General features: G+C 43.8%; 18 protein-coding genes. 4 read left to right on the top strand and 14 right to left on the bottom strand.

Annotated features, from left to right (window positions below; all coding sequences use genetic code 11):
- Positions 1 to 2: 2 nt before the first annotated feature.
- From K5620_RS00450 to ubiE, 13 genes are all read right to left on the bottom strand, one after another.
- On the bottom strand, positions 3 to 644 hold the full coding sequence (locus K5620_RS00450) for an FMN-binding negative transcriptional regulator (protein WP_016400016.1): 642 nt from the start codon (positions 642 to 644) through the stop codon (positions 3 to 5).
- A gap of 160 nt (positions 645 to 804) precedes the next feature.
- Positions 805 to 3,054, bottom strand: coding sequence for an alkaline phosphatase (locus K5620_RS00445; RefSeq protein WP_016400017.1), 2,250 nt, complete (start codon positions 3,052 to 3,054; stop codon positions 805 to 807).
- Between the two features lie 328 nt (positions 3,055 to 3,382).
- A complete protein-coding gene (locus tag K5620_RS00440) occupies positions 3,383 to 3,862 on the bottom strand; it encodes a DUF3299 domain-containing protein (protein ID WP_016400018.1) in 480 nt (159 codons plus the stop codon).
- A 45-nt stretch (positions 3,863 to 3,907) separates the two neighbouring features.
- Positions 3,908 to 6,142, bottom strand: coding sequence for an alkaline phosphatase (locus tag K5620_RS00435; RefSeq protein ID WP_016400019.1), 2,235 nt, complete (start codon positions 6,140 to 6,142; stop codon positions 3,908 to 3,910).
- 318 nt (positions 6,143 to 6,460) lie between these two features.
- Entirely contained in the window at positions 6,461 to 8,404 is a 1,944-nt protein-coding gene (locus tag K5620_RS00430; protein WP_040306620.1) for a methyl-accepting chemotaxis protein, read from the bottom strand.
- Positions 8,401 to 9,315 carry a hypothetical protein gene (locus tag K5620_RS00425; protein WP_040306621.1) on the bottom strand — a complete coding sequence of 305 codons (915 nt, stop codon included), beginning with the start codon at positions 9,313 to 9,315 and terminating at the stop codon, positions 8,401 to 8,403. The genes K5620_RS00430 and K5620_RS00425 overlap by 4 nt, the downstream gene beginning before the upstream one ends.
- A 175-nt stretch (positions 9,316 to 9,490) precedes the next feature.
- Positions 9,491 to 10,300: a TatD family hydrolase gene (locus tag K5620_RS00420; protein ID WP_246612304.1), complete on the bottom strand. Its 810-nt coding sequence runs from the start codon at positions 10,298 to 10,300 to the stop codon at positions 9,491 to 9,493.
- On the bottom strand, positions 10,278 to 11,018 hold the full coding sequence (gene tatC, locus K5620_RS00415; RefSeq protein ID WP_016400023.1) for a twin-arginine translocase subunit TatC: 741 nt from the start codon (positions 11,016 to 11,018) through the stop codon (positions 10,278 to 10,280). Before tatC ends, K5620_RS00420 begins: the two co-directional genes overlap by 23 nt.
- A gap of 3 nt (positions 11,019 to 11,021) precedes the next feature.
- Positions 11,022 to 11,405: a Sec-independent protein translocase protein TatB gene (gene tatB / locus K5620_RS00410; protein WP_016400024.1), complete on the bottom strand. Its 384-nt coding sequence runs from the start codon at positions 11,403 to 11,405 to the stop codon at positions 11,022 to 11,024.
- Positions 11,406 to 11,407: 2 nt separating this feature from the next.
- Positions 11,408 to 11,644, bottom strand: a complete 237-nt coding sequence (gene tatA, locus K5620_RS00405; protein ID WP_016400025.1) for a Sec-independent protein translocase subunit TatA — start codon at positions 11,642 to 11,644, stop codon at positions 11,408 to 11,410.
- Between the two features lie 45 nt (positions 11,645 to 11,689).
- Positions 11,690 to 13,318 carry a ubiquinone biosynthesis regulatory protein kinase UbiB gene (ubiB, locus tag K5620_RS00400; RefSeq protein WP_016400026.1) on the bottom strand — a complete coding sequence of 543 codons (1,629 nt, stop codon included), beginning with the start codon at positions 13,316 to 13,318 and terminating at the stop codon, positions 11,690 to 11,692.
- The gene (locus K5620_RS00395) at positions 13,315 to 13,914 is read right to left on the bottom strand and encodes a ubiquinone biosynthesis accessory factor UbiJ (protein ID WP_016400027.1); all 600 of its coding nucleotides are present in this window, start codon (positions 13,912 to 13,914) and stop codon (positions 13,315 to 13,317) included. The genes ubiB and K5620_RS00395 overlap by 4 nt, the downstream gene beginning before the upstream one ends.
- A gap of 9 nt (positions 13,915 to 13,923) precedes the next feature.
- A complete protein-coding gene (ubiE, locus tag K5620_RS00390) occupies positions 13,924 to 14,676 on the bottom strand; it encodes a bifunctional demethylmenaquinone methyltransferase/2-methoxy-6-polyprenyl-1,4-benzoquinol methylase UbiE (protein WP_016400028.1) in 753 nt (250 codons plus the stop codon).
- Positions 14,677 to 14,965: 289 nt separating this feature from the next.
- Between ubiE and K5620_RS00385 the strand changes: the two genes are divergently transcribed.
- Positions 14,966 to 17,068, top strand: a complete 2,103-nt coding sequence (locus K5620_RS00385) for a hypothetical protein (RefSeq protein ID WP_016400029.1) — start codon at positions 14,966 to 14,968, stop codon at positions 17,066 to 17,068.
- Positions 17,069 to 17,116: 48 nt separating this feature from the next.
- Here the strand turns inward: K5620_RS00385 and K5620_RS00380 are convergent, their stop codons facing one another.
- The gene (locus K5620_RS00380) at positions 17,117 to 17,401 is read right to left on the bottom strand and encodes a hypothetical protein (RefSeq protein ID WP_016400030.1); all 285 of its coding nucleotides are present in this window, start codon (positions 17,399 to 17,401) and stop codon (positions 17,117 to 17,119) included.
- Between the two features lie 520 nt (positions 17,402 to 17,921).
- Here K5620_RS00380 and K5620_RS00375 point away from each other — a divergent pair.
- The 3 genes from K5620_RS00375 (at position 17,922) to prpB (ending at position 20,186) form a co-directional block, all read left to right on the top strand.
- On the top strand, positions 17,922 to 18,356 hold the full coding sequence (locus K5620_RS00375) for a hypothetical protein (protein WP_016400031.1): 435 nt from the start codon (positions 17,922 to 17,924) through the stop codon (positions 18,354 to 18,356).
- A 202-nt stretch (positions 18,357 to 18,558) separates the two neighbouring features.
- Entirely contained in the window at positions 18,559 to 19,302 is a 744-nt protein-coding gene (locus K5620_RS00370; RefSeq protein WP_016400033.1) for a GntR family transcriptional regulator, read from the top strand.
- Positions 19,302 to 20,186, top strand: a complete 885-nt coding sequence (prpB, locus tag K5620_RS00365) for a methylisocitrate lyase (protein ID WP_016400034.1) — start codon at positions 19,302 to 19,304, stop codon at positions 20,184 to 20,186. Before K5620_RS00370 ends, prpB begins: the two co-directional genes overlap by 1 nt.
- The last annotated feature ends 118 nt before the right edge of the window (positions 20,187 to 20,304 follow it).

The raw sequence follows: 20,304 nt of genomic DNA, 5'->3' as shown, positions 1-20,304 counted from the left end.
CCTCAGCCTTTACTCGCCAAGTTTTGGGCAAAGCATTCAATCTGTTTTGCCATTAGCGGATTAGTATTAGCGAGCCCTTTAGCAACGCCAAGCTGATTTTCGACACTATGATTTTGGCTCTGTTTAAACTGCGCTTGCCAGCTATCAATGCTTATTTCAAAACCAATAATGGCTTTATTTAGCTGTTCAATAAACTTATCGGGTGCATCGCTCACTTGCCAAGGCTGACTTTGGGCTCGCTCGTTTTGCTCAGTTAGCCTTTGCAACAAGCTTAGTTTCCAAGCAAGGTCATCTTGTGTAGTCATGGTCCCATTAATATGCACAGCTTGGTAATTCCAAGTTGGCACCACTTTAGGGTTACTTTGTTTTGAAGGGTAATAATTAGGAGAAACATAAGCATCTTCCCCTTGAAACACCACCAAAGCAGCTAGGGGCTTAAGTAAACGCTTTGCTAAAGGATGAATACGAGCAATATGCCCCTGCAAACACCAGTTATCATCAGCATTTTTAGCCAGTAGTAGAGGTACGTGATCGGCCACTAGACCCGCTTCACTAACGGTACTTATACAGGCTAGAGGATATTCGCTAACTAGCGTAGATACTTGATGCCAATCTTGTTGCTTAAAATGCGTTGGTATATGCACGTAGTGTTGCTCCCTGGTGTTTACTCTAAAAATACAGTAACAAACCCAAGTAAATACGCTACAGAAATTCCTTTCGCCAACAGTAAAAAAGCGGCCGAAGCCGCCAAAAACATAGGAAAGAATCTCCTACACCCAATGGTGCAGGAGTTTTGGATAACATCTATTGAGCGTCAAAAGCTCCTTGCATAATGTTGTAAATGGAAGTGTTATCAATCACTCGTCCGTTAAATGCTTCCTTGTTTACGCCCCAGCTAAAGATAGGCACATCAGCATTAGTATGATTACCCCATTTCCACGATACATCAGGAATAACACCTTTACCTTTATTGCGAATTAGCTCTAAGCCACCGGTTTCATGGTCCGCAGTAACAATAACCATTGTATTCCCGTCTGCTTTGGCCCACGCAACAACCGCTTCAACAGCACTATCAAAATCAATAGTTTCTTGAATAGTCCGCTTGATATCATTGTTGTGAGAGGCAAAATCGATTTGCGAGCCTTCGATCATCAAGAAGAAGCCTTCTGGGTTTTTAGACAAGATATCAATGGCAGTTAAGCTCATTTCAGTCAAACTTGGAATATCTAAACTTTCATAACTCCAGCCTTTTTCACGCTGATAGCTATTTGGCTCCAAGTAAGGGATCTCATCTTCGCCAAAAATGCCCGCAAACAAAATGCTTCCATCATCAGACGCAGGTAAGTTAGGTAATTCAGCTAACATGTCTGTTCGATTATTTACTACGGTGTAACTGTTTAATCCAGCTTGCTGGCTAATTACATCAACACCACTAACCTGCTTACTGCCACATAAAGTAACATTTGGTTTAACATCACCATACATACTGGCCGACAGCTGAACAAAATCGTTACGGTTTGGACCATGACTACCGAAACCCGCTGGCGTTGCATGTACACAATGAGAGGTTGCCACAACACCCCCAGAGCGGCCAGTTTCTTGAGCATATTCTAGAATCGTTTTCAGTGGAGAACCGTCACCTGGGTAGGCTAGCGACAATACGCCATTGTTTACTTTTCTCCCAGTAGCCAAAGCCGTGGCCGAAGCTGCTGAATCAGTGTAGTAGTTCTCCCCTATACCACTTAACAGTTCTAAACCAAGGCTATCAGCACTTGCTGTCTTCGCTCGACCGTGAACAGTGCCTCGCTCCATAAATAAGGTCTCGCCATGATAGGCGCGAGCCACATCTAGAGCTGGGTAGCCCATGCCGTCACCAATGAGCAAAATTACATTTTTAGTTGGCATCAAAGGTAATACATCAACATCATGACTATCACTTTGCTCAGCAACGGTACCGGCATTAGTAGTCAAAGTAACTTTATAATTTCCTTCAGCGTCTACAGTAGCTAACTGACGTGAATTAACAGGCGTTTGAGTTTCATCGTCAGCCAAACTCACAGCCATATCACCGCTAGCATCCCATTCATAACTATCTACAAAATTACTGCCATCTGCGCCAATGCTAGTATCAACACCAGCAGCGGTAATTTTGTTATGTCCAGATACAGTGCGCACCTTTGACATAGAAACAGGTACTGCAATTTGTCCATCACCAAGCATAGAAATAGCAAATACATATGTCCCTGCTTCAACAGAAGCATGCATCATTCCGCCAGGATAAGTAGTTAACGCTGACGCTCCCTCGCTGATGTTAACTAGCTGATCTTTTAAGGCCCCGTAAACGAGCGGGTTTTCCAAGCCTTGTTGAACATTAAACTGAATAGCGGTAGGAGCTTCAAAAGAAATCGAAGCGTGATAATTACCCGCCCCCTTATAACTAAACTTGTAGTCTTCTTTCGCTTCCCAATTACTAAAACTACCGACTAAATAAACAGGCTTGGTTAGATTATCAAAGTCTGAATCAGTGATGTTCTCAATTAACATGCTTGGATTATCAATACCTGTTGAAGCATCCAGCCTGAAACGAAATACTTGCTCTTGGGCATCATCTACAACAAATGTCATATTTTGATTTAAGTAATCATCAAACTTTCGTTGCAACACATACAATTCATTAGTCACGACTTCAGCATCAAACTCTTTACCAATTGCTAAGTCTCGTTCGGCACTCCACTCAGGATCCGAGAGTTTAAACTCGTAAGACCCTTGTTCCATGCCAAACAGCGCAATGTGCATCCCTTCACCTTGGTAGTGCATTTGAGCTTCAGGCCGAGCAGACCAACCATTCATTGACCCTTTGATATACAAACGACAATCTTTATTAGGGTTTGCAGCTAATTCTGCATCACTGCAAGCATAGGGACCTGTATCAATGCTTGTAGCAATATCATCATCTCTGTCTACATAAATATATTCAGTATCATCTGAACAACCACCTAATGCGGCCAGTGCCGCAACCAATATGGTTACCTTGTATTTTTCTTTTACAATCATTAGCATTCCTTTCTGCTGTAAATGAGATTAGGCTTACTTTTTAATTAATGTGTAAGCTCTTCTCGTAATTAAGTTCCCTTCTTAATCCGTTCAAAACAATTACCAAATAGCTTTTGTTATAAACGTCTCTTTTTAGAAGAGATAGAAAACTTATATTAATAAAAAGAAATGAATTGCTAGCTAAATCACACAGTTACGAAACTAAAATGATTAACAGCTCAAATTTTAAATGATTGAAAATAAAGGTAAAATCAGAATAAACATCAAATAAACCATTTAATTAATAATGGTGAAAAATGTTTATTTATATTATAAATACCCGCATTATCTAAGGAGTGTAAAACTCAACGTTTTTATTTAGAGTCATTGAATAACCTGCACTAGCCAGGCCCTTAACATCGGTAGCTTTTACCTGCATTTCTCCGCTAATCCAAACCACTTCCCATGGTTCTATCATATCTATTCCCTTGGGATGACTAACGTGAATAATTTGATTAGGTGGTGGCGGTGGTAAATGCAAACACGCGCCAAAAAATGGCACTAAAAAGAACTCGGTGATTTTGTTGCCATCACTTTCTAATGGCACAATAAAACCGGGCATACGCATGTTTTGTCCATCTAGAGCATGAACTAAGCCACCAGTTTTAATTTGTGGGGCACGTTCATCTAACTGCACCTCATGATTGATGGGAGCCTGTACAATTTGGCCACGCTCTAACTCAGGAATGAGTGTTTGCCATGGGTTCGCCGCAGCTAACACACTCGGGCTAAACAAAACCAGTAAACTTAAATATATAATACGCAACATAAAAAGACCTTTAAGCCCGACTTGCGCCGGGCTTAGCATAGAGATTTAGTTGGCGTCTAAAGCGCCACGCATAACATTGTAAATAGCGGTATTGTCTACCGTACGACCCACAAAGGCGTGTGAATTTAGGCCCCAAGATGCAATAGGCACATCTACGTTAGTGTGGCTTCCCCACTTCCAACTTACCTCTGGTACAACACCGATACCGTTGGTTTTCTCAAGCGCCAAACCACCGGTCTCGTGGTCTGCGGTTACAACTACCATGCTGTCGCTGCGTAAATCAGACCAATTAACCACTTCTTCCACTGTCTTATCAAAAGCAATGGTTTCGTGAATTAAGCGCTCTTCATCGTTGAGGTGGCCAGCAAAGTCGATTTGTGAACCTTCGACCATCAATACAAAGCCATTTGGATTTTTCGATAAGATTTCAATCGCTACTTGGGTCATTTCATTCAACTGTGGAATGTCTTGCTCTTCGTAACTTTTTTGATCTCCCAAAGGCAATATGTAAGGAATTTCATCTTCACCAAAAATACCGGCAAATAGAATTTCTGCATTTGGGTCGTTAGCAGGTAAAGCCGCTACTGCAGGAATCATATCGGTTTTGTTTTTCACGATAGTGTAGCCACCCAAGTCAGCTTGCTGGCTAATCACATCTACGCCATCAACTTGCTTGCTACCACATAAGGCTACGTTAGGTTTTACATCGCCAAACATGCTTTTTGAAAGCGTCACAAAATCATTTCTATTTGGACCATGCGAAACAAAGGCCGCAGGCGTTGCGTGAACACAGTGTGACGTTGCCACAATACCTACCGATTTACCCTGTTTTTGCGCATATTCCATGATGGTTTCTAAATCAGAGCCATCTCCCGGACGAGCTTGTGCAATGGTGCCAGATATGGCTTTACGACCAGTAGAGATTGCCGTGGCTGCCGCCGCTGAATCGGTGTAGTAGTTCATGCCTAGCTCTGCCAAATTCTCGTAACCCAAGGTATCGGCACTGGCAGTTTTAATATCGCCGCGATGCTTACCAGATTCTAGGAATAAGGCTTCACCCATGTAGGCGCGAGTGATATCAATTTGCCCATAACCCATACCATCGCCAATCATCAACACAATATTGTTGGCTGATTCAAGATCAATGACATCAATCTCTTGGCTAGAACTGGTTTGAGTCGCTAAACCTAGATTGGTGGTTAAGTTTACTTGGTAACGGCCTGTCGAATCTGCACTGGCCAGTTTGCGAATGTCGCTAATGGTTTGGCTATCATCGTCAGTTAGGGTAACGCTCATGTCACCTTCTGTGTCCCAGTGGTAACTTTGCGCAAAGGTGCTGCCGTCTGCCGTTAAGCTGGTAGGCAAATTAGCCACAGTTACGGTGTCGTGGCCAACCACTGCACGTACTTCTGCCAAGGTAAGTGGCACAGCTTGCTGACCATCACCCAAAGTGGACAGTGAAAATACGTAGCTGCCCGCTTCTACCTGTGCCGACATTTTGCCGCCTGGGTAAGTTGTCAGTGAAGATTCACCTTCGGTTAAGCTAATTGGCTGATTATCTAAAGAGCCATAAACCAATGGTGAATCGATGCCTTGGTGTAAGTTAAAGCTAATGGTACCGGCTTCTGCGAAGTTCATTTGTAGCTGATAGTTACCTGCACCAGCATAGCTGAATTGGCTGCTTTCGTCGGCGGTCCAATCATTGAAGGTGCCAACTAGGTACATAGCTTGGCTTAAATTATCAACGTCACTGTCGGTGATGTTTTCAATCAACAATGTTGGATTGTCGATGGTGGCCGAAGCATCAAGGGTAAAACGAAATACCTGATCTTCATCGTCGGCAACGGTGATATCCATGTTTTGGTTACCAAAGTCATCGTACTTGCGTTGCAATTCCATTGGGATATCAAATACCACTTCAGCATCGGCATCTTCACCAATCGCTAAGTCGCGCTCGGCACTCCAGCTTGGGTCAGAGATTTTGAAGGAGTACTCACCAGGCTGCATGCTAAATAAGGCAATGTATTCACCGTCGCCTTGGTAGTGTAACTGAGCTTCTGGGCGCGAAGACCAGCTATTCATAGAGCCCTTGATATACAAGCGACAATCTTTGTTGGCGTCGGCAGCAATTTCTTCATCGCTACATTTAAACGGCCCTAAATCAATACTGTCGGCGATGGGTGGATCCAAATACACATATTCGGTATCACTATTACAACCGACTACAGCAGATGCGATAGACACCCCTGCAACTACTTTTAATACTTTCCCTAAACGCATTACATTTCCTCAATAAGTACTGATTAACTTGCGGATACATCGAAATAAATACCGCGGGAAAGCTAGCTGCGAATAATGACACTTATATTAAGCCTATGAATCAAAAGCGGTTTACCATCAAAGCAAATGAGCAATTAAGCTCACTTAAAGATCAAAAAGAGAAAGATTAAACTAGCGAGAAGATCAGAAAGGCTTTTCAAAATGAATCGAAAACATTTTCATAAAGTAGGAAATAAAAAATAAGAAATAATTGTGACAGACCAGGTTAATAGTAAAAACCAAGGGAGACGCTAAACCAGCTTCCCTTGGTTTACACTCTTACACTTTAAAGTTAGCAATACTGGCTTGAATGAGGCTACTTAGTTGGCCTACTTTTTTGGCTTGCTCTGCGGTTTGTTCGGTACCTTCTAAACTCATTTGAGCTGCCGATTCAATATCTTGCATCTCACTAACCACTGTTTCAGAAGTTGATAATTGCGCATCACAAGCCGCACTTACATCATCAAGCAAACGGGTGATGTCGCTTACCAATTGATGGGTTTTCTCTACTGAGAGCTGCATTTCTGACATCAGTTCGAAACTGGTGTTAGCTTGCACTTTGCCTTGTTGCATTTGCCCCTCGGTTTTCTCAGCGCCTTTCACTAAGTCACTCATCATCTGTTCGATTTGATCGGTTGAACCACGGGTTTGCTTAGCTAAATTGCGCACCTCATCGGCAACTACCGCAAAGCCACGGCCATGCTCACCAGCGCGCGCAGACTCAATCGCAGCATTAAGCGCCAGCAGGTTAGTTTGTTCGGCAATGCCGTTAATCACTTCTAAGATTTTGCTGGCGTCTTTACTGTTTTGCGCTAATTCACGCATATCTACTGAGGCTGTATCTACTTGACTCACCAAGTGCTTAATTTCATTGGTAGCCGATTGAGTCAGGGTATTTCCTTGCATAGACGCTTCATCAATCGCAATTGCCGACTGATCGGCATTACGTACATGATTGGCCACTTCATTAAAACCTTGCGACAAGCTGCCAATATGCTGGCTTACTTCGGCAACAACTTGTTGCTGTTGACCGACTTGCCCCTTAGATTGCTGGGCCAACTGGTTCAGCTGATTGGCCGCTTCATTCAAGGTGGCAACATGCTGGTTAATGCTGGTAACCGTGCCCTGCAGCAACTCAATAAATTGATTAAATGCCGCCGCCAGCTGCGCTAATTCATCTTTACCTTTAACTTTTAAACGCTGAGTTAAATCCCCATCTCCTTGGGCAATCGCCTGCATGGCTTGCACCATGGTAACCACCGGTTGGCGAATAAATCGGGTAATCACCCATGCTAGCAACAATGAAATAAATACAATTGATACACCAAAAGCCAAGCTTGTGCGCGCAGTTTGGTGCAGCTGCTGGGCAATGGCTTGGCTAGACTCTCCCAAAATCTGCCATTGTGTTTGCTGGCTATCTCCTGCCCCTTTTACCACTTGCTCTGCGGCGGGATTAAGCAAATCGTCCATCAGTAGTAGTTGTTCTTCCAGCAATTCAAAAATGCTGTTGGCAGCAACAGAGAGCTGACCTACATACTTTTCTACTTCAATAATCCAGGCTTTGTGGTGCTCTCTGTTTAAGCCCTTTTTCAAGTCGATAAGATCATTTTCTGCACCAAACAACTCCAGGTAAAACTGATCTTTACTGCGGCTATCACGGCGATTTAAGTGACTCATTAATCCTATAGATGCTGCTTGAATATGATTCGCTAAACTCACGGTTAAGGCAGGTAAACGCCCTGAGTTAAGAAGATCTAAGGTGGCATGAATATCCGATGATTTAGCTAAGGCTTGCGGTACTAACTGGCGCAGCACGGTGTTCTCGAGGCTACTCACCTCGGCTAACAGCGGCACCAGTTCATCAGCAAAGTGCTGATCCAACAATTGGCTGTTGTTAGTTATTTGCTCGGCATTATTAAAGACTGCCAAATATGGGCTCTTAGCCAAAGCTTGGGCTTGCTCTGCCAACTGCTGGTATTGCTGCAACAAGCGCGGATCTTCTGTTTGACTATAGCGCGATTGCAGAACCAGACGCTGCAAGGCATTCACCGACAGCTCACCAGCTAAGCGGGCGCTAGGCTCAACAGTATCGGAGAATTCTACCGCTTGTTGCTCTACGCCACTAAGTGAGTAATGGCTATTCCACAGCATCAACGCTAGCAGCAACACTATGCCCATAGGGATAAGCGCAATTTTTTGGCTTAGGTTTAATTTGTCCATCATAAGGCTGCCGCCCCTACCATTACCAACAAGCCACTGCGCAAGCTTACAAAAGCAGCGTAAGCCTGATTAGCATCGGAATAGGCGTTTACTTGCCTGGTCGGGCTGTCTTTTTCTATTTGTAGAATGGTTTTAGCGCGATGCAGCTCAGCCAGTATGTTCACGCTGGTATCCACAAGTTGATAAGCGCTAGACTCTCCGGCCGGCAAACGCCCCGGTTTGCTAGGCTCAATAGCCAGTTGGCGAAACAGTCTTTCGAGCAAATACCAAGATTGCAAAGCAACAATGTTTACATCCGTTAGCTCTCTGCCGCTAACACTTAGCTCATTGGAAAACTGCAAAGGTAGCTCTCTTGCTTGGCTAATAAGTAGCAGTTCTGCTTGGGTTTTATTGATGTTGTTGGCTAAGTCTTGCAGTGAATCTCGCTCGACCAAACCTTCAAATAGGTACTCGATGAGCACCAACTGTTGATACACATCGTTAACCGATTTCCCCAATGGTCGCTCCACTTCTGCCCCTGCGGGCACACCCAACTTAGTCATCACTTGACTCAATTGTTGCTCTAATTCCTCTAGATAAGGCATTACACTGCGTGGGCGAATTACACTATAAGCCACTGGCTTCGGCTCGATTGGGTTTAAACCTTGCGAACTTAATAAGCTAGCAGCCAAAGCACTTAGCTGACGAGTTTTAAACACCAAATGCACTGCTAGTTTATCGGCAAATATCTGTGGTTCGCTCTGTAATTCACTTAAATTTTTGGCTGAGCGAATGGCCTGCAATTGCCCGCTAATAAACTGCGTTTTTTGAAATAAGTGGTTGTTATTTACAATCGCTGCGAAGCTACTAGGGCTTACCAATAACAAACACACCCATACACTTCGCCACGATTTAACAATAAGTGATAAAATCATCAAAGTTTTTTCTCTTCCCTGAGCTGCTATTCATAGCCAAATTGATTAAGGCTTACGATGAGTTTCAGATTTATCTTTCAAGCATAGAAAGCTTTTAAGAATAAAGCCAAGCAAGAGCCAAACCAACAAATGATGTTAGTCATAAAAAGATGACAATTGAATGACTTATATCAGCTTAGAGATTAAATAAGCGTTTTATGTTCTGCTGAGTGTGCAGCTGTAAATCGGCCACCGTTTGCTCGCGCAAACCAGCGACTTTTTGATAGATGTGGGGTAAATAGCAAGGTTCGTTACGACGGCTTTTCGGCTTTGGGCGCAAATCGCGAGGTAACAAATAAGGGGCGTCGGTTTCTAGCAATAAGCGATCGTTAGGGATCTCGGTTACGCGCTGTTGCAGGTCTTCACCACGGCGTTCATCACATACCCAGCCTGTGATACCAATATATAAGTCTAAATCTAAACACGCTTTAAGTGCGGCTTTATCACTGGTAAAACAGTGCAACACTGCACCGGGAAGCTTATCTCGCCAAGGTGTAAGAATATCAATAAAGCGTTGATGGGCATCACGTTCATGCATTACCACCGGCATGTTCAACTCGGCGGCTAAAGCTAGCTGGGCTTCAAAAATGGCTTCTTGCTGCGGGCGCGGCGAAAAGTCACGGTTGAAATCTAAGCCACATTCCCCCACTGCCAGCACCTGTGATTGTGCAAGCAAAGGTTTAAGCTGTTGTAATTGCTCAATAGTTACCGACTTTGCATCATGAGGGTGCACGCCTGCCGTGGCATAACACAGGCCAGGCCACTGCAAAGCCAACTCGCTAACCGCTGTGCTTTCGTCCATATCGCTAGCCAGCAACAACATGCCGTTTACCCCGGCTTGTTGGGCGCGAGCGATCACCTCATCACGGTCTTTATCAAACTGCGAGCTAGTTAGGTTTAGTGCTATATCGAACATGGGAGCGCTAAGCTTGCGCTTCTTCGTCATCTTTACGCACATAAAAGCGCGCAAAGAACAATCCGACTTCAAACAGCAACCACATTGGCAACGCCAACAAGGTTTGTGAAATCACATCTGGTGGAGTTAGCAACATGCCCACCACAAAGGCCCCCACAATTACATAAGGGCGCTTGCTGCGTAGCTTTTCAGGCGTAGTGGCTCCCGACCAGCATAACAACATGGTAGCGATGGGAATTTCAAAGGCTAAACCAAAAGCAAAAAACAGCTTAAGGACAAAATCCAAATAGTTGGAGATGTCGGTGGCAATGGTTACGCCTTCTGGCGCAACCGCAGTAAAAAAAGCAAATGCCAGTGGAAATACCACATAAAAGGCGAACGCCACACCTGCATAAAACAACAAGCCTGAGCCAAACACTAAGGGGATTAGCAGCTTACGCTCGTGTTGATACAAACCCGGCGCAATAAAGCCCCAAGCTTGCGCTAACAAATATGGCATGGCTAAGAATACTGAGGCCACCAAAGTTAGTTTTATCGGCGTAAAAAACGGCGCAGCAACATCGGTAGCAATCATGCTGGCGTTTTCTGGCATTACGCTTAACAAAGGCTCGGCGAGCAAAGCGTAAATGTCGTTAGCAAAATACACTAGGCAGAGAAAAATTAGCAAACAAGCCAATACTCCACGTAACAAGCGATTGCGTAACTCAACTAAATGCTCAATTAAGGGCTGCGCAGGGGCGTCACTCATAGCTTATTTTTTATCTTCTTGGCTGGGTTCAGGTGGCGGATCACTGGGCATGGTTACCGTGTCGGCCTCGTGTTGATTTTGCTCTGATGAACTCTTTTGGTAAGGGCGAGTCACCGATTCGGCGCGGGCTTTTAAGGTTTCGAAAGATTCACTTAAATCACCATTAAGCGACTCAAGACCTTGTTGCTCGGCTTTTTTAAGGTTTTGGTGAAGCTCGTCTAGCTCAAGCTCTTGCTTAAGCTCGGTAGTTACCGAAGAGACCGACTGCTTTACCTTACGCACCACCGCCAACACACTACGAATAGCGCCTGGCAAGCGTTCTGGGCCTAGTATCACTAAGCCCATCACCGAGATAAGGATTAACTCCCAAAACCCAATATCAAACATGCTTAGCCTTGCTGTTGGTCTTTGCTTTTAGCGGTTTCTTCAGCTTGCTCTTTGTTTTGAGCAAGTTGTTCTGGTGTAGATTTTTCAGCCGTTTTGCTTTCATCGTCGTTCATGGCATTTTTAAAACCTTTTACTGCAGAACCTAGGTCTCCACCCATGTTACGCAGTTTTTTGGTTCCAAATAGCAACACCACAATTACCGCTACGATCAACAGTTGCCAAATACTAATTCCACCCATCTGTTTTTCCTTTTCCTATTCTGCTTAGCCACAATGGCTATATATCTATTTTAGTTGTCGCCAACTCATTAACCCAACAAACCCACTACTTATTGCCAAGGCTATCGATACAATCGGTAAACTTGGATAAAGCAATGCTGCCGAAATCAAACTTGAAGCGGCTGCCAAGGCTAAAATTAAACTACGCTGGCGCTGCTTTTGTTGCTGCAAATACTGTGCGGTAAATTGCTGAAACTTAAGCTGCTGTTGCTTTGCCAATTGCAGGTTATCATAAACCAACTCTGGTAAATGCGGCAGCGTTTCCAACCAGTAAGGCGCCTTTTCTTTAAAGGCGGTAAATACTGCCTCTGGTCCCACTTGTTTGCGCATCCAACGTTCTAAAAAGGGTTTAGCGGTTGCCCACAAATCCAATTCTGGATAAAGCTGACGCCCTAAACCTTCTATGTATAACAAGGTTTTTTGTAACAATACCAACTGCGGCTGAACTTCCATATTGAAGCGACGCGCAGTATTAAACAAATTCAATAGTACGTGACCAAAGGAAATCTCTGATAGCGGCTTGGCAAAAATAGGCTCACACACGGTGCGAATTGCAGCCTCAAACTCTTCCACTTTGGTATCTGCCGGTACCCAACCCGAATCTACATGTAGCTGCGCCACCTTGTGATAATCGCGATTAAAAAATGCCAGAAAGTTTTCGGCCAAATAGCGCTGATCTTCCTTGTTCAAGGTGCCCACAATGCCACAATCAATACCTATGTATTGCGGATCTTCTGGGTGCTCGCGTGACACAAAAATATTCCCTGGATGCATATCCGCATGGAAAAAGCTGTCTCTGAATACCTGAGTAAAGAACACTTCCACACCACGCTCAGCCAATAGTTTCATATTGGTGTTTTGCGCTGTTAACTCATCAATGTTGGCAACAGGGATACCGTAAATGCGTTCCATAACCAACAAGGTCTTGCGGCAATGATCACTGTACACCTCTGGAACATACAGCTCTTTTGCGTCAGTAAAATTACGGCGTAGTTGTATGGCGTTAGAAGCTTCGCGCGCTAGGTCTAATTCATCAACAATGGTTTTTCGGTATTCTTCCACCACTTCTTTTGGACGCAAGCGGCGACCATCAGCAAAAAATAGGGCAAAAAAGCCAGCAACCCGCTGCATTAAAGCAATGTCTGAGAGTATGGTTTGCTCGATGCCTGGGCGAATAACTTTAAGCACCACCTCTTGGCCATTTTCTTTTAAGGTGGCGGTATGTACTTGGGCAATAGAGGCTGATGCCAAGGGCTGCATATCAAAGTCATCAAACAGCTCGTCGATGGGACGTTCCAAAGCCAACTCAATTTGTTGTTTAGCTAGCTCGCCAGAAAACGGAGACACTTGGTCTTGCAGCAAAGCTAGCTCATCGGCGATATCAGGCGGTAGCAAGTCGCGACGGGTCGACATCATTTGGCCAAATTTTATGAATACTGGCCCTAACTCTTCCATCGCCATGCGAATACGGGCACCGGCAGAGTCATTTTTATGCTGATTACGCCACCAAAACACCATACTGCGCAGTAAACGTAGCGGCCAAGGCCAAAAACGCTTAGGTAACAGTTGGTCGATACCATAACGACAAAGGGTGCGGTTTATTTGACGAAAGCGCGCAAACTCCTTGGGCGTCATTTACTTAAACCCTCAATGCGCAAGGCTAGTTTATCGAGATCCTTACTCATAGCTTGAACTTGCTGCTGCCAGCTTTGGTATTCCAATTGCCCCACCAGCAAACCCCATTCTTCACTGGCTATTTCATTTATCTTTGCTGGAGTTTTATTCAATACACTTTTAAGCGCTTGCGCCACCGTGCGACTTTTAGACACCACTTGGTAAGCGGCCACATCACCAATGCGCTGCGATAGTTTCTCTTCAAAATCTGGATCTAGCTGCAAAAACAGATCGGCAAACTGTTGAGCAAGTTTAATGTCACCTTCAAGTTGCAACTTATCTTGTTTAATTAAACTAGGAATTTTGTCGGCTTGTTTTAACTCCGCCAAGGTAAACAACGACATGCTTAAACTGCAATCGGGTTCCGCCTCATATTGATTAAGCACATCCAGCTGCTGTTCGCTAATCACGAAGTAAAAACACGGTAGCGGCGTTATTTTAATCGCCAACACTTTACCCGCTAATTGGCCACGGCGCGCTTCACTAGATTCATCCAGCGCCAATACTTGGTTGCTGAGGGCTTCTACACCAGCACTAATTAAAGACGATAAGGGCATAGCGGCCTCTTAAAACTTATAACCACGATGCAGCGCAACTACACCACCGGTTAAATTGTAATATTCCGCACCTTCAAAACCCGCTTGCTGCATCATCTCTTTAAGCGTGTCTTGGTCAGGATGCATACGAATAGATTCCGCCAAGTATTGATAGCTCTCGGCATCATTGGCAATCAGCTGGCCCATTTTAGGTAATAAATGGAAAGAATAGGCATCATAGACTTTGCTCACTGCTTCAAGCTCTGGCTTCGAGAACTCTAACACCAGCAAGCGTCCGCCAGGTTTTAATACGCGATACATAGAGCGCAATGCAGCGTCTTTATCAGTAACGTTACGCAGGCCAAAGCTAATGGTGATCGCATCGAAGGTATTATCAGGAAATGGCAGGGCTTCGGCATTGGCTTGTACATAGCGCACATTGCCTACAATACCTTTATCACGCAATTTGCTGCGGCCCATTTTTAGCATCGAGTCATTAATATCGGCTAATACCACCTCGCCTTTACTGCCCACAATACGCGAGAACTTAGCGGTTAAATCGCCGGTTCCACCAGCCAAATCTAAGACTTTTTGACCAGGGCGAACGCCGCTGCAATCAATAGTGAAACGTTTCCATAAACGGTGAATACCACCCGACATAAGGTCATTCATTACGTCGTATTTAGCTGCAACCGAATGAAATACATCAGCGACAAGGTTTACCTTTTCATCGCGATTAACGGTTTTATAGCCAAAATGGGTAGTGTCTTGCTCAGCGCTCATGTTTGCTTCCTACTTATGCGGTGTGTCGCTAGTGTACTGTAGCTGAGCTAATGCTCCAACACTTGCGCTAGATCCACTGTTAGTTTTTTGTAGAAAGCATGAGTTCATACCGAGTAGCAGTGGAAAGAGGAAAGCTTAGTGACTGCACTTATTGGTTTCAAGAGTGGCTCAGTTCAAGTTCAAATTGATTCTCAGCTATTCCTTCTTTACAAAAACGAATTCGCCAGCTAACTGACTTTTCAATCAGTTTACTGGTATATTCACGCTTCAGAGAATTAAGGAATTATATATGACTCAAGGAACGAGTTTAGCTTTCTGTATGCTGTTTATTACTGCCGCAACAACCTTTCTATTTGGTTGTGGGGGAAGCAGCTCTGATGCAATCGAGCCTCCCAAGCCAAATAGTCACTTATCAGACGTATCTCAAGAAAATTTAAGCGTAGTAAAAAGGGTTAGTAGCATTAGCCTGTATCCCGCTGAACTGAGCAAAATAGCGGTTAGTGGATTAAACACGTTAGGTTTGGAAGAGAGCTATTTTGGTACTTGCTCAAATCGCGATGGAAGTTTCGAAATAACGCCTCAACGGCAAGTCAAAGGAGAGTTTAACGCCAACGATACGGTGACTATATCATGGTCCGGCTGTTATTCACCTCAGCTAGATTTAAGAAATACAGAAGGCGACTTAAGTATTCATATCGAAAGTGTCAATTATCAGCAACAAGTCACAGAGCTTTCGGCTGTGATTAAATATTCCAATATCGTCGGGAATAAATATATAAAACTTGATGAGGGTGGAGTGCGCGAATCACAATCAATAAGTGGTGAGCACTCTATAAAGTATGTTTTTGAAAATGAAGCACAACAAGTACATAGTTTTCATACTCCAAATCAAACGACCCAAATTACTCCAAACTTTATTATAAATGATGTTTCAATCCATCAGTCTCATGACCTGTATAACAACTTAACGTCAATTGACATTGGCGCATTAGTCAAATGGACGGATAAAGATACTCAACTGACATATGGCATCACAACAGAAAGTACTCTGGAAGGTATTTTAGGGCTAGGCTTTCAAAGCGGAGAGTTAGCGATTAATGGAAACGCTGAGCAATTTCTCAAACTGAAGCCGAGCCTTGAAGAAGTTGAATCTACTGTGGTTGCAAATACTGAAAAGCACTTCGAAGGCATAGATATAGATAGCACCTTTATCGAAGCAAAAGAGTCTATCTTTGGAGATCTTGGGATCATCCAGCCCGTTTTGCACAACAACCTATTTGATTTGCAACCATACTACTCATATGGCTTACTCACAGGATTGCTCACTAGCAGTCAACCTAGACCCACAAATTACGTTGATATACATAACTCAAGCTATCGTCATTTACCTCACTTTACTGATTTTTCTTTAGGTGATAGCTTCGTTATTTATAACTCTAATTCTTCGTTAAGCAGCTCGCCCAAAGACTTTGTATTTACTATGACCCCTCTAGAGGCTTGGTTTGGTGATTTTGAAACGCCGGTTAAGGTTTACCGCCAAGGTCACAAACTAACACTCACACCTATCGAATCCCAACCAGGACAGGGTTTTGTACCTGGAATGACTTACTCTCTTAATACAGCAAACAATCTTAATGTTCTAGCTATTGTTACCATGGCCGGAAGCTACGACACATCTGAAGTAACAATAGAAGAACTAGATGATTTATTTATTGAGCCCAAAGCTACTATTGAGCTTTCGCCTAAAATCACTGGTAGTTTTAATTATTCAATTTGGTTTGCACATACAAACCCTGATAATAACCTATCAATTTCCAAGCCTTACTACACCGACACTACAATAAGCGTAGATACTAGCCCCAAAACGATTTTCAATCTGGAACTTAGCCTAGATTTAACACATTGGAACCAGTCTCACTATAATCCACTAGCTACAATAATTACCCCCCCTAATTTAGAACAAATTGAAATTTATGTTGCAATGCAAGCTGTGAATAGTGATAAAGACAAAACTTACCTACAGATAAGCGAGTATAACAATGTTAAGGCGCAAACAGCTAAACAGCTATATATAGGTGAGATTGAAGATAGTTATGATCCCGAATGGATAATTAGCCACGAAGAAAGAGATATCTATTTAGGCAGAGACTTCATATCTGACGGGGTTTGGTTAGAGCTGTCAGGTGGCAGGCAAATATCTGAAACAACAACTGAGTATTCCAAAGTAAAAATGCACCGAAGACATGTTAATTTTCTAGAAGATTGCTTGGTAGATCGAGTTGAAGTAGTAAATACACAGGGAGATATTTCGGGTACACGTAGCGACTTTACTATTCACTGTAATCAAGAGTCAGGTTATATAAAAGGCTTCATTCATAACTTTTATGAATAGTGATTTTGCTTACCAATAAACAAAAAAGCGCCCCGCAGGGCGCTTATTTTACGTCTCTATTTTCACAGTTTTCTGTCGTGTGCGCCAAGCTTTGTGGCTAGTTTGCTGCTTAAGCTCTTTAGCTTTAGTGGCTGGCTCAGCTTGCTTAACTTTGGCTCTAAATCGACCATCGGGATCGGCGCCAATATCTTTAGCAATATGGGCGTTTATACCCTCTACTCGCCAGCTTTGTTGGCGTTGTTGCTTAAGCCATTGCTGGACCTCTAAATGTGCTTGGTAGCGCAATAACAACTCTACAGTAAAGCTTAATACGCGAATTTTAAGTGACATCATGTCTCGTTCTCCTTGATAGAGAGCGAAGTGACACAGCTAAGATAGGGTGTAAATCTAGAATTCCTTCACTGCGACACTTCGCAGCTCGGGTAAAATTGGTAGGTAACTCAATCTTAAATTAGCTGCATAGCCTTGCATTTCGCATCGCGGGTTTATTGTGACCAACGCGAACCGAGATAAAAGACAGAAGTCGGGCTGAGCGATATGCTGAACATAAACAATGTTTCATTGTTGCCTCGACCTATGCAGTAATTGATTGAAGGCATAACATAGCGTGAGCTTGCTCAAATAACAAGCTGCTTAATAAACATTTTTCAAGTTTTTTGTCAGCGCTCTAAGCAGCAGAATATCTACTAAAAACAAACGATTATTTCAGATTAAAACACTAAAATTCTTATTTTAAATTACAATTAGTCTAGTGATTTGCAGTTAGTTTGATTTACTAGTTTAATAAGAGAAATGAAGGCAATACGCGTTAATTAACATCCTTACCGCTGTAAGCAATTAATTCGAGGTTTGAATGCATCCAGCCAGTCATGGTTACTACCAACTGCACGCTCAAGAAGGATTCTTGCTGGCACAACTTTATGATAGCTGGAACGTCACCACCACTAAGGAATATCGCAAAGACGTTCAACAGGAAATGAGCCAATTTGGCCCTAAACCTTGGGCGGCTATTTTTGATATTCGCCACTGGCAATTTCTTACCCCAGAAAGCCTACCAATTATGCAACAGCAAATAGCTTGGTGTTTGCAAAATCAACTCAGCCACTGCATTTACCTAGCTCCTAACTCAGGCATATTAGAGTACTTAAAGCAGCAAGCCCATGCCGAGGTGCCTAAGCACAATTGCAAATTTGTACAACTAAGCACTATTGAACATAGTTTGCAGCAGTTTAAAGACTGGCAGGTAGAAGTTCCCTCATCAGTAATATCTCAATTACACATTAGTTAACTAAGCCCCCATTAAACTAACTCTAAAAGATTGTTAACAATCCGGCTTTCCGCTCACCTTTTGTAAACAAAACCCTGCTTAAACAGGCTTTTTAAGGCCATTAAACTAAAGTATAAGCACAAATTGTCGACAATAATTTGATCGAAACGCAACATCCGATCTACACTGTGCAACATTCAAGCAACCTGAGTGTAACCCGTATATGTCTCAACTTAGCCCCAGCAAATCGCTCAGCGACAAACAAAATCTACTCTCGCAGAACTTAAGCGACACCTTAATTGAAGCCATAGTGAGCGGCCAAATAGCTCAAGGGGAAAAGATCTCTGAACCAGAATTAGCAAGGCATTACGGCGTTAGCAGAGGCCCATTGCGTGAAGCAATCCTTAAATTACAAGGAATGGGATTAGTTGAACGAGTTCCGCACGTTGGCGCTAGAGTGGTACAACTAAACCAGCAGCAATTGTTAGATATTTACTCGGTGCGTGAAGCGCTAGAAGGTATGGCTTGTCGTTTAGCTGCAGAGCAATTGTCGACAATTCAGCTTGAAGAGTTAAAAACCTTACTTGAACACCATCAAAGTTACCTGCAACAACACCAAGGTAAAGCTTATTTTGAACAACAAGGTGATTTCGATTTTCACTATCTGATTATAAAAGGCAGCGCGAACCAACGTTTAGTGAACCTACTATGTGATGAGCTCTATCATTTACTGCGCATGTATCGCTATCAAGCTGCTAAACAAGTTTCGCGCCCAGAGCGCGCATTAAAGGAACACTGGGCGATTTGGCAAGCACTGGCCGATCGTGATGGTGAACTCGCCGAATTACTGATGCGTCGCCACATTGCTCGCGCGCGCAAAGCCATAGAACAACAACACCAAAATACCCAGACCGACCAAAGCTTAGAAACCACCGCTTCGGCAACTCAAATTCAAGGAGTGAACTAATGAGCAGCTCAAAACTCTCGCCCGGCGCACGCTTTCGCCAAGCAGTAAGCCAACAAAACCCATTACAAATTGTTGGCACTATTAACCCCTACTGCGCCATGATGGCACAGCGCGAAGGCCACCAAGCTATTTACCTCTCAGGTGGCGGAATTGCCAATGCCTCATACGGTTTACCCGATCTTGGCATTACGACCATGAATGACGTACTAGAAGATGTTCGCCGAATTACCGCCGCCTGTGATTTACCTTTACTGGTAGACATAGATGTGGGTTTTGGCGGCGCATTTAATATTGCTCGCACCGTAAAAGAAATGATCCGCTCCGATGCCGCCGCCGTGCACATGGAAGACCAAGTCGCGCAAAAACGCTGTGGCCACCGCCCCAATAAAGCCATTGTTTCTAGCCAAGAAATGGTAGACCGCATCAAGGCTGCTGCAGATGCCCGCGTAGATCCAGACTTTGTGGTAATGGCCCGCACCGACGCCCTGCAAATAGAAGGTATGGGAGGCGCTATTGAACGTGCTTGCCAATATGTTGAAGCTGGCGCCGATATGATCTTCCCCGAAGCCATGCTCACGCTTGAGCAATACCAACAATTTGCCGACGCAGTAAAAGTGCCGATTTTGGCCAATATTACCGAGTTTGGCCAAACCCCACTATTTAGCGGCGAAGAGCTAGCGAGTGTAGGTGTAGATATGGTGCTTTACCCGCTATCGGCCTTTAGAGCAATGAACCAAGCAGCAGTAAATGTGTATCGTAGCTTACGTGAAAATGGCCACCAGCGTGATGTTGTTGACAGCATGCAAACTCGCGCTGAGCTCTATGACTACTTGGGCTACCACGACTACGAACAAAAACTAGACCAATTATTTAAGCAGGATTAATAAACCCTAACTACGTGAACGGACTTAGCCAGCCAAACCAAGATTTAGCGGCTAAGCCACTATTAACAAGCCAAAAATACGCGCATCAGACGCCACGCTTGTTAACCAAAGGAATGAA

Origin of the sequence: Agarivorans albus (assembly GCF_019670105.1) — a bacterium.
Classification (GTDB): Bacteria; Pseudomonadota; Gammaproteobacteria; order Enterobacterales; family Celerinatantimonadaceae; genus Agarivorans; species Agarivorans albus.
Note: the sequence above shows the minus strand (reverse complement) of the source record. Positions and strands in the feature narration are given on the sequence as shown.

Bases quoted from the DNA above. Each gene is read 5' to 3' on its own strand.
- K5620_RS00445 (WP_016400017.1), bottom strand. From the start codon at position 3,054: ATGATTGTAAAAGAAAAATACAAGGTAACCATATTGGTTGCGGCACTG.
- K5620_RS00440 (WP_016400018.1), bottom strand. From the start codon at position 3,862: ATGTTGCGTATTATATATTTAAGTTTACTGGTTTTGTTTAGCCCGAGT.
- K5620_RS00435 (WP_016400019.1), bottom strand. From the start codon at position 6,142: ATGCGTTTAGGGAAAGTATTAAAAGTAGTTGCAGGGGTGTCTATCGCA.
- K5620_RS00430 (WP_040306620.1), bottom strand. From the start codon at position 8,404: ATGATGGACAAATTAAACCTAAGCCAAAAAATTGCGCTTATCCCTATG.
- K5620_RS00425 (WP_040306621.1), bottom strand. From the start codon at position 9,315: ATGATTTTATCACTTATTGTTAAATCGTGGCGAAGTGTATGGGTGTGT.
- K5620_RS00420 (WP_246612304.1), bottom strand. From the start codon at position 10,300: ATGACGAAGAAGCGCAAGCTTAGCGCTCCCATGTTCGATATAGCACTA.
- tatC (WP_016400023.1), bottom strand. From the start codon at position 11,018: ATGAGTGACGCCCCTGCGCAGCCCTTAATTGAGCATTTAGTTGAGTTA.
- tatB (WP_016400024.1), bottom strand. From the start codon at position 11,405: ATGTTTGATATTGGGTTTTGGGAGTTAATCCTTATCTCGGTGATGGGC.
- tatA (WP_016400025.1), bottom strand. From the start codon at position 11,644: ATGGGTGGAATTAGTATTTGGCAACTGTTGATCGTAGCGGTAATTGTG.
- ubiB (WP_016400026.1), bottom strand. From the start codon at position 13,318: ATGACGCCCAAGGAGTTTGCGCGCTTTCGTCAAATAAACCGCACCCTT.
- K5620_RS00395 (WP_016400027.1), bottom strand. From the start codon at position 13,914: ATGCCCTTATCGTCTTTAATTAGTGCTGGTGTAGAAGCCCTCAGCAAC.
- ubiE (WP_016400028.1), bottom strand. From the start codon at position 14,676: ATGAGCGCTGAGCAAGACACTACCCATTTTGGCTATAAAACCGTTAAT.
- K5620_RS00385 (WP_016400029.1), top strand. From the start codon at position 14,966: ATGACTCAAGGAACGAGTTTAGCTTTCTGTATGCTGTTTATTACTGCC.
- K5620_RS00380 (WP_016400030.1), bottom strand. From the start codon at position 17,401: ATGATGTCACTTAAAATTCGCGTATTAAGCTTTACTGTAGAGTTGTTA.
- K5620_RS00375 (WP_016400031.1), top strand. From the start codon at position 17,922: ATGCATCCAGCCAGTCATGGTTACTACCAACTGCACGCTCAAGAAGGA.
- K5620_RS00370 (WP_016400033.1), top strand. From the start codon at position 18,559: ATGTCTCAACTTAGCCCCAGCAAATCGCTCAGCGACAAACAAAATCTA.
- prpB (WP_016400034.1), top strand. From the start codon at position 19,302: ATGAGCAGCTCAAAACTCTCGCCCGGCGCACGCTTTCGCCAAGCAGTA.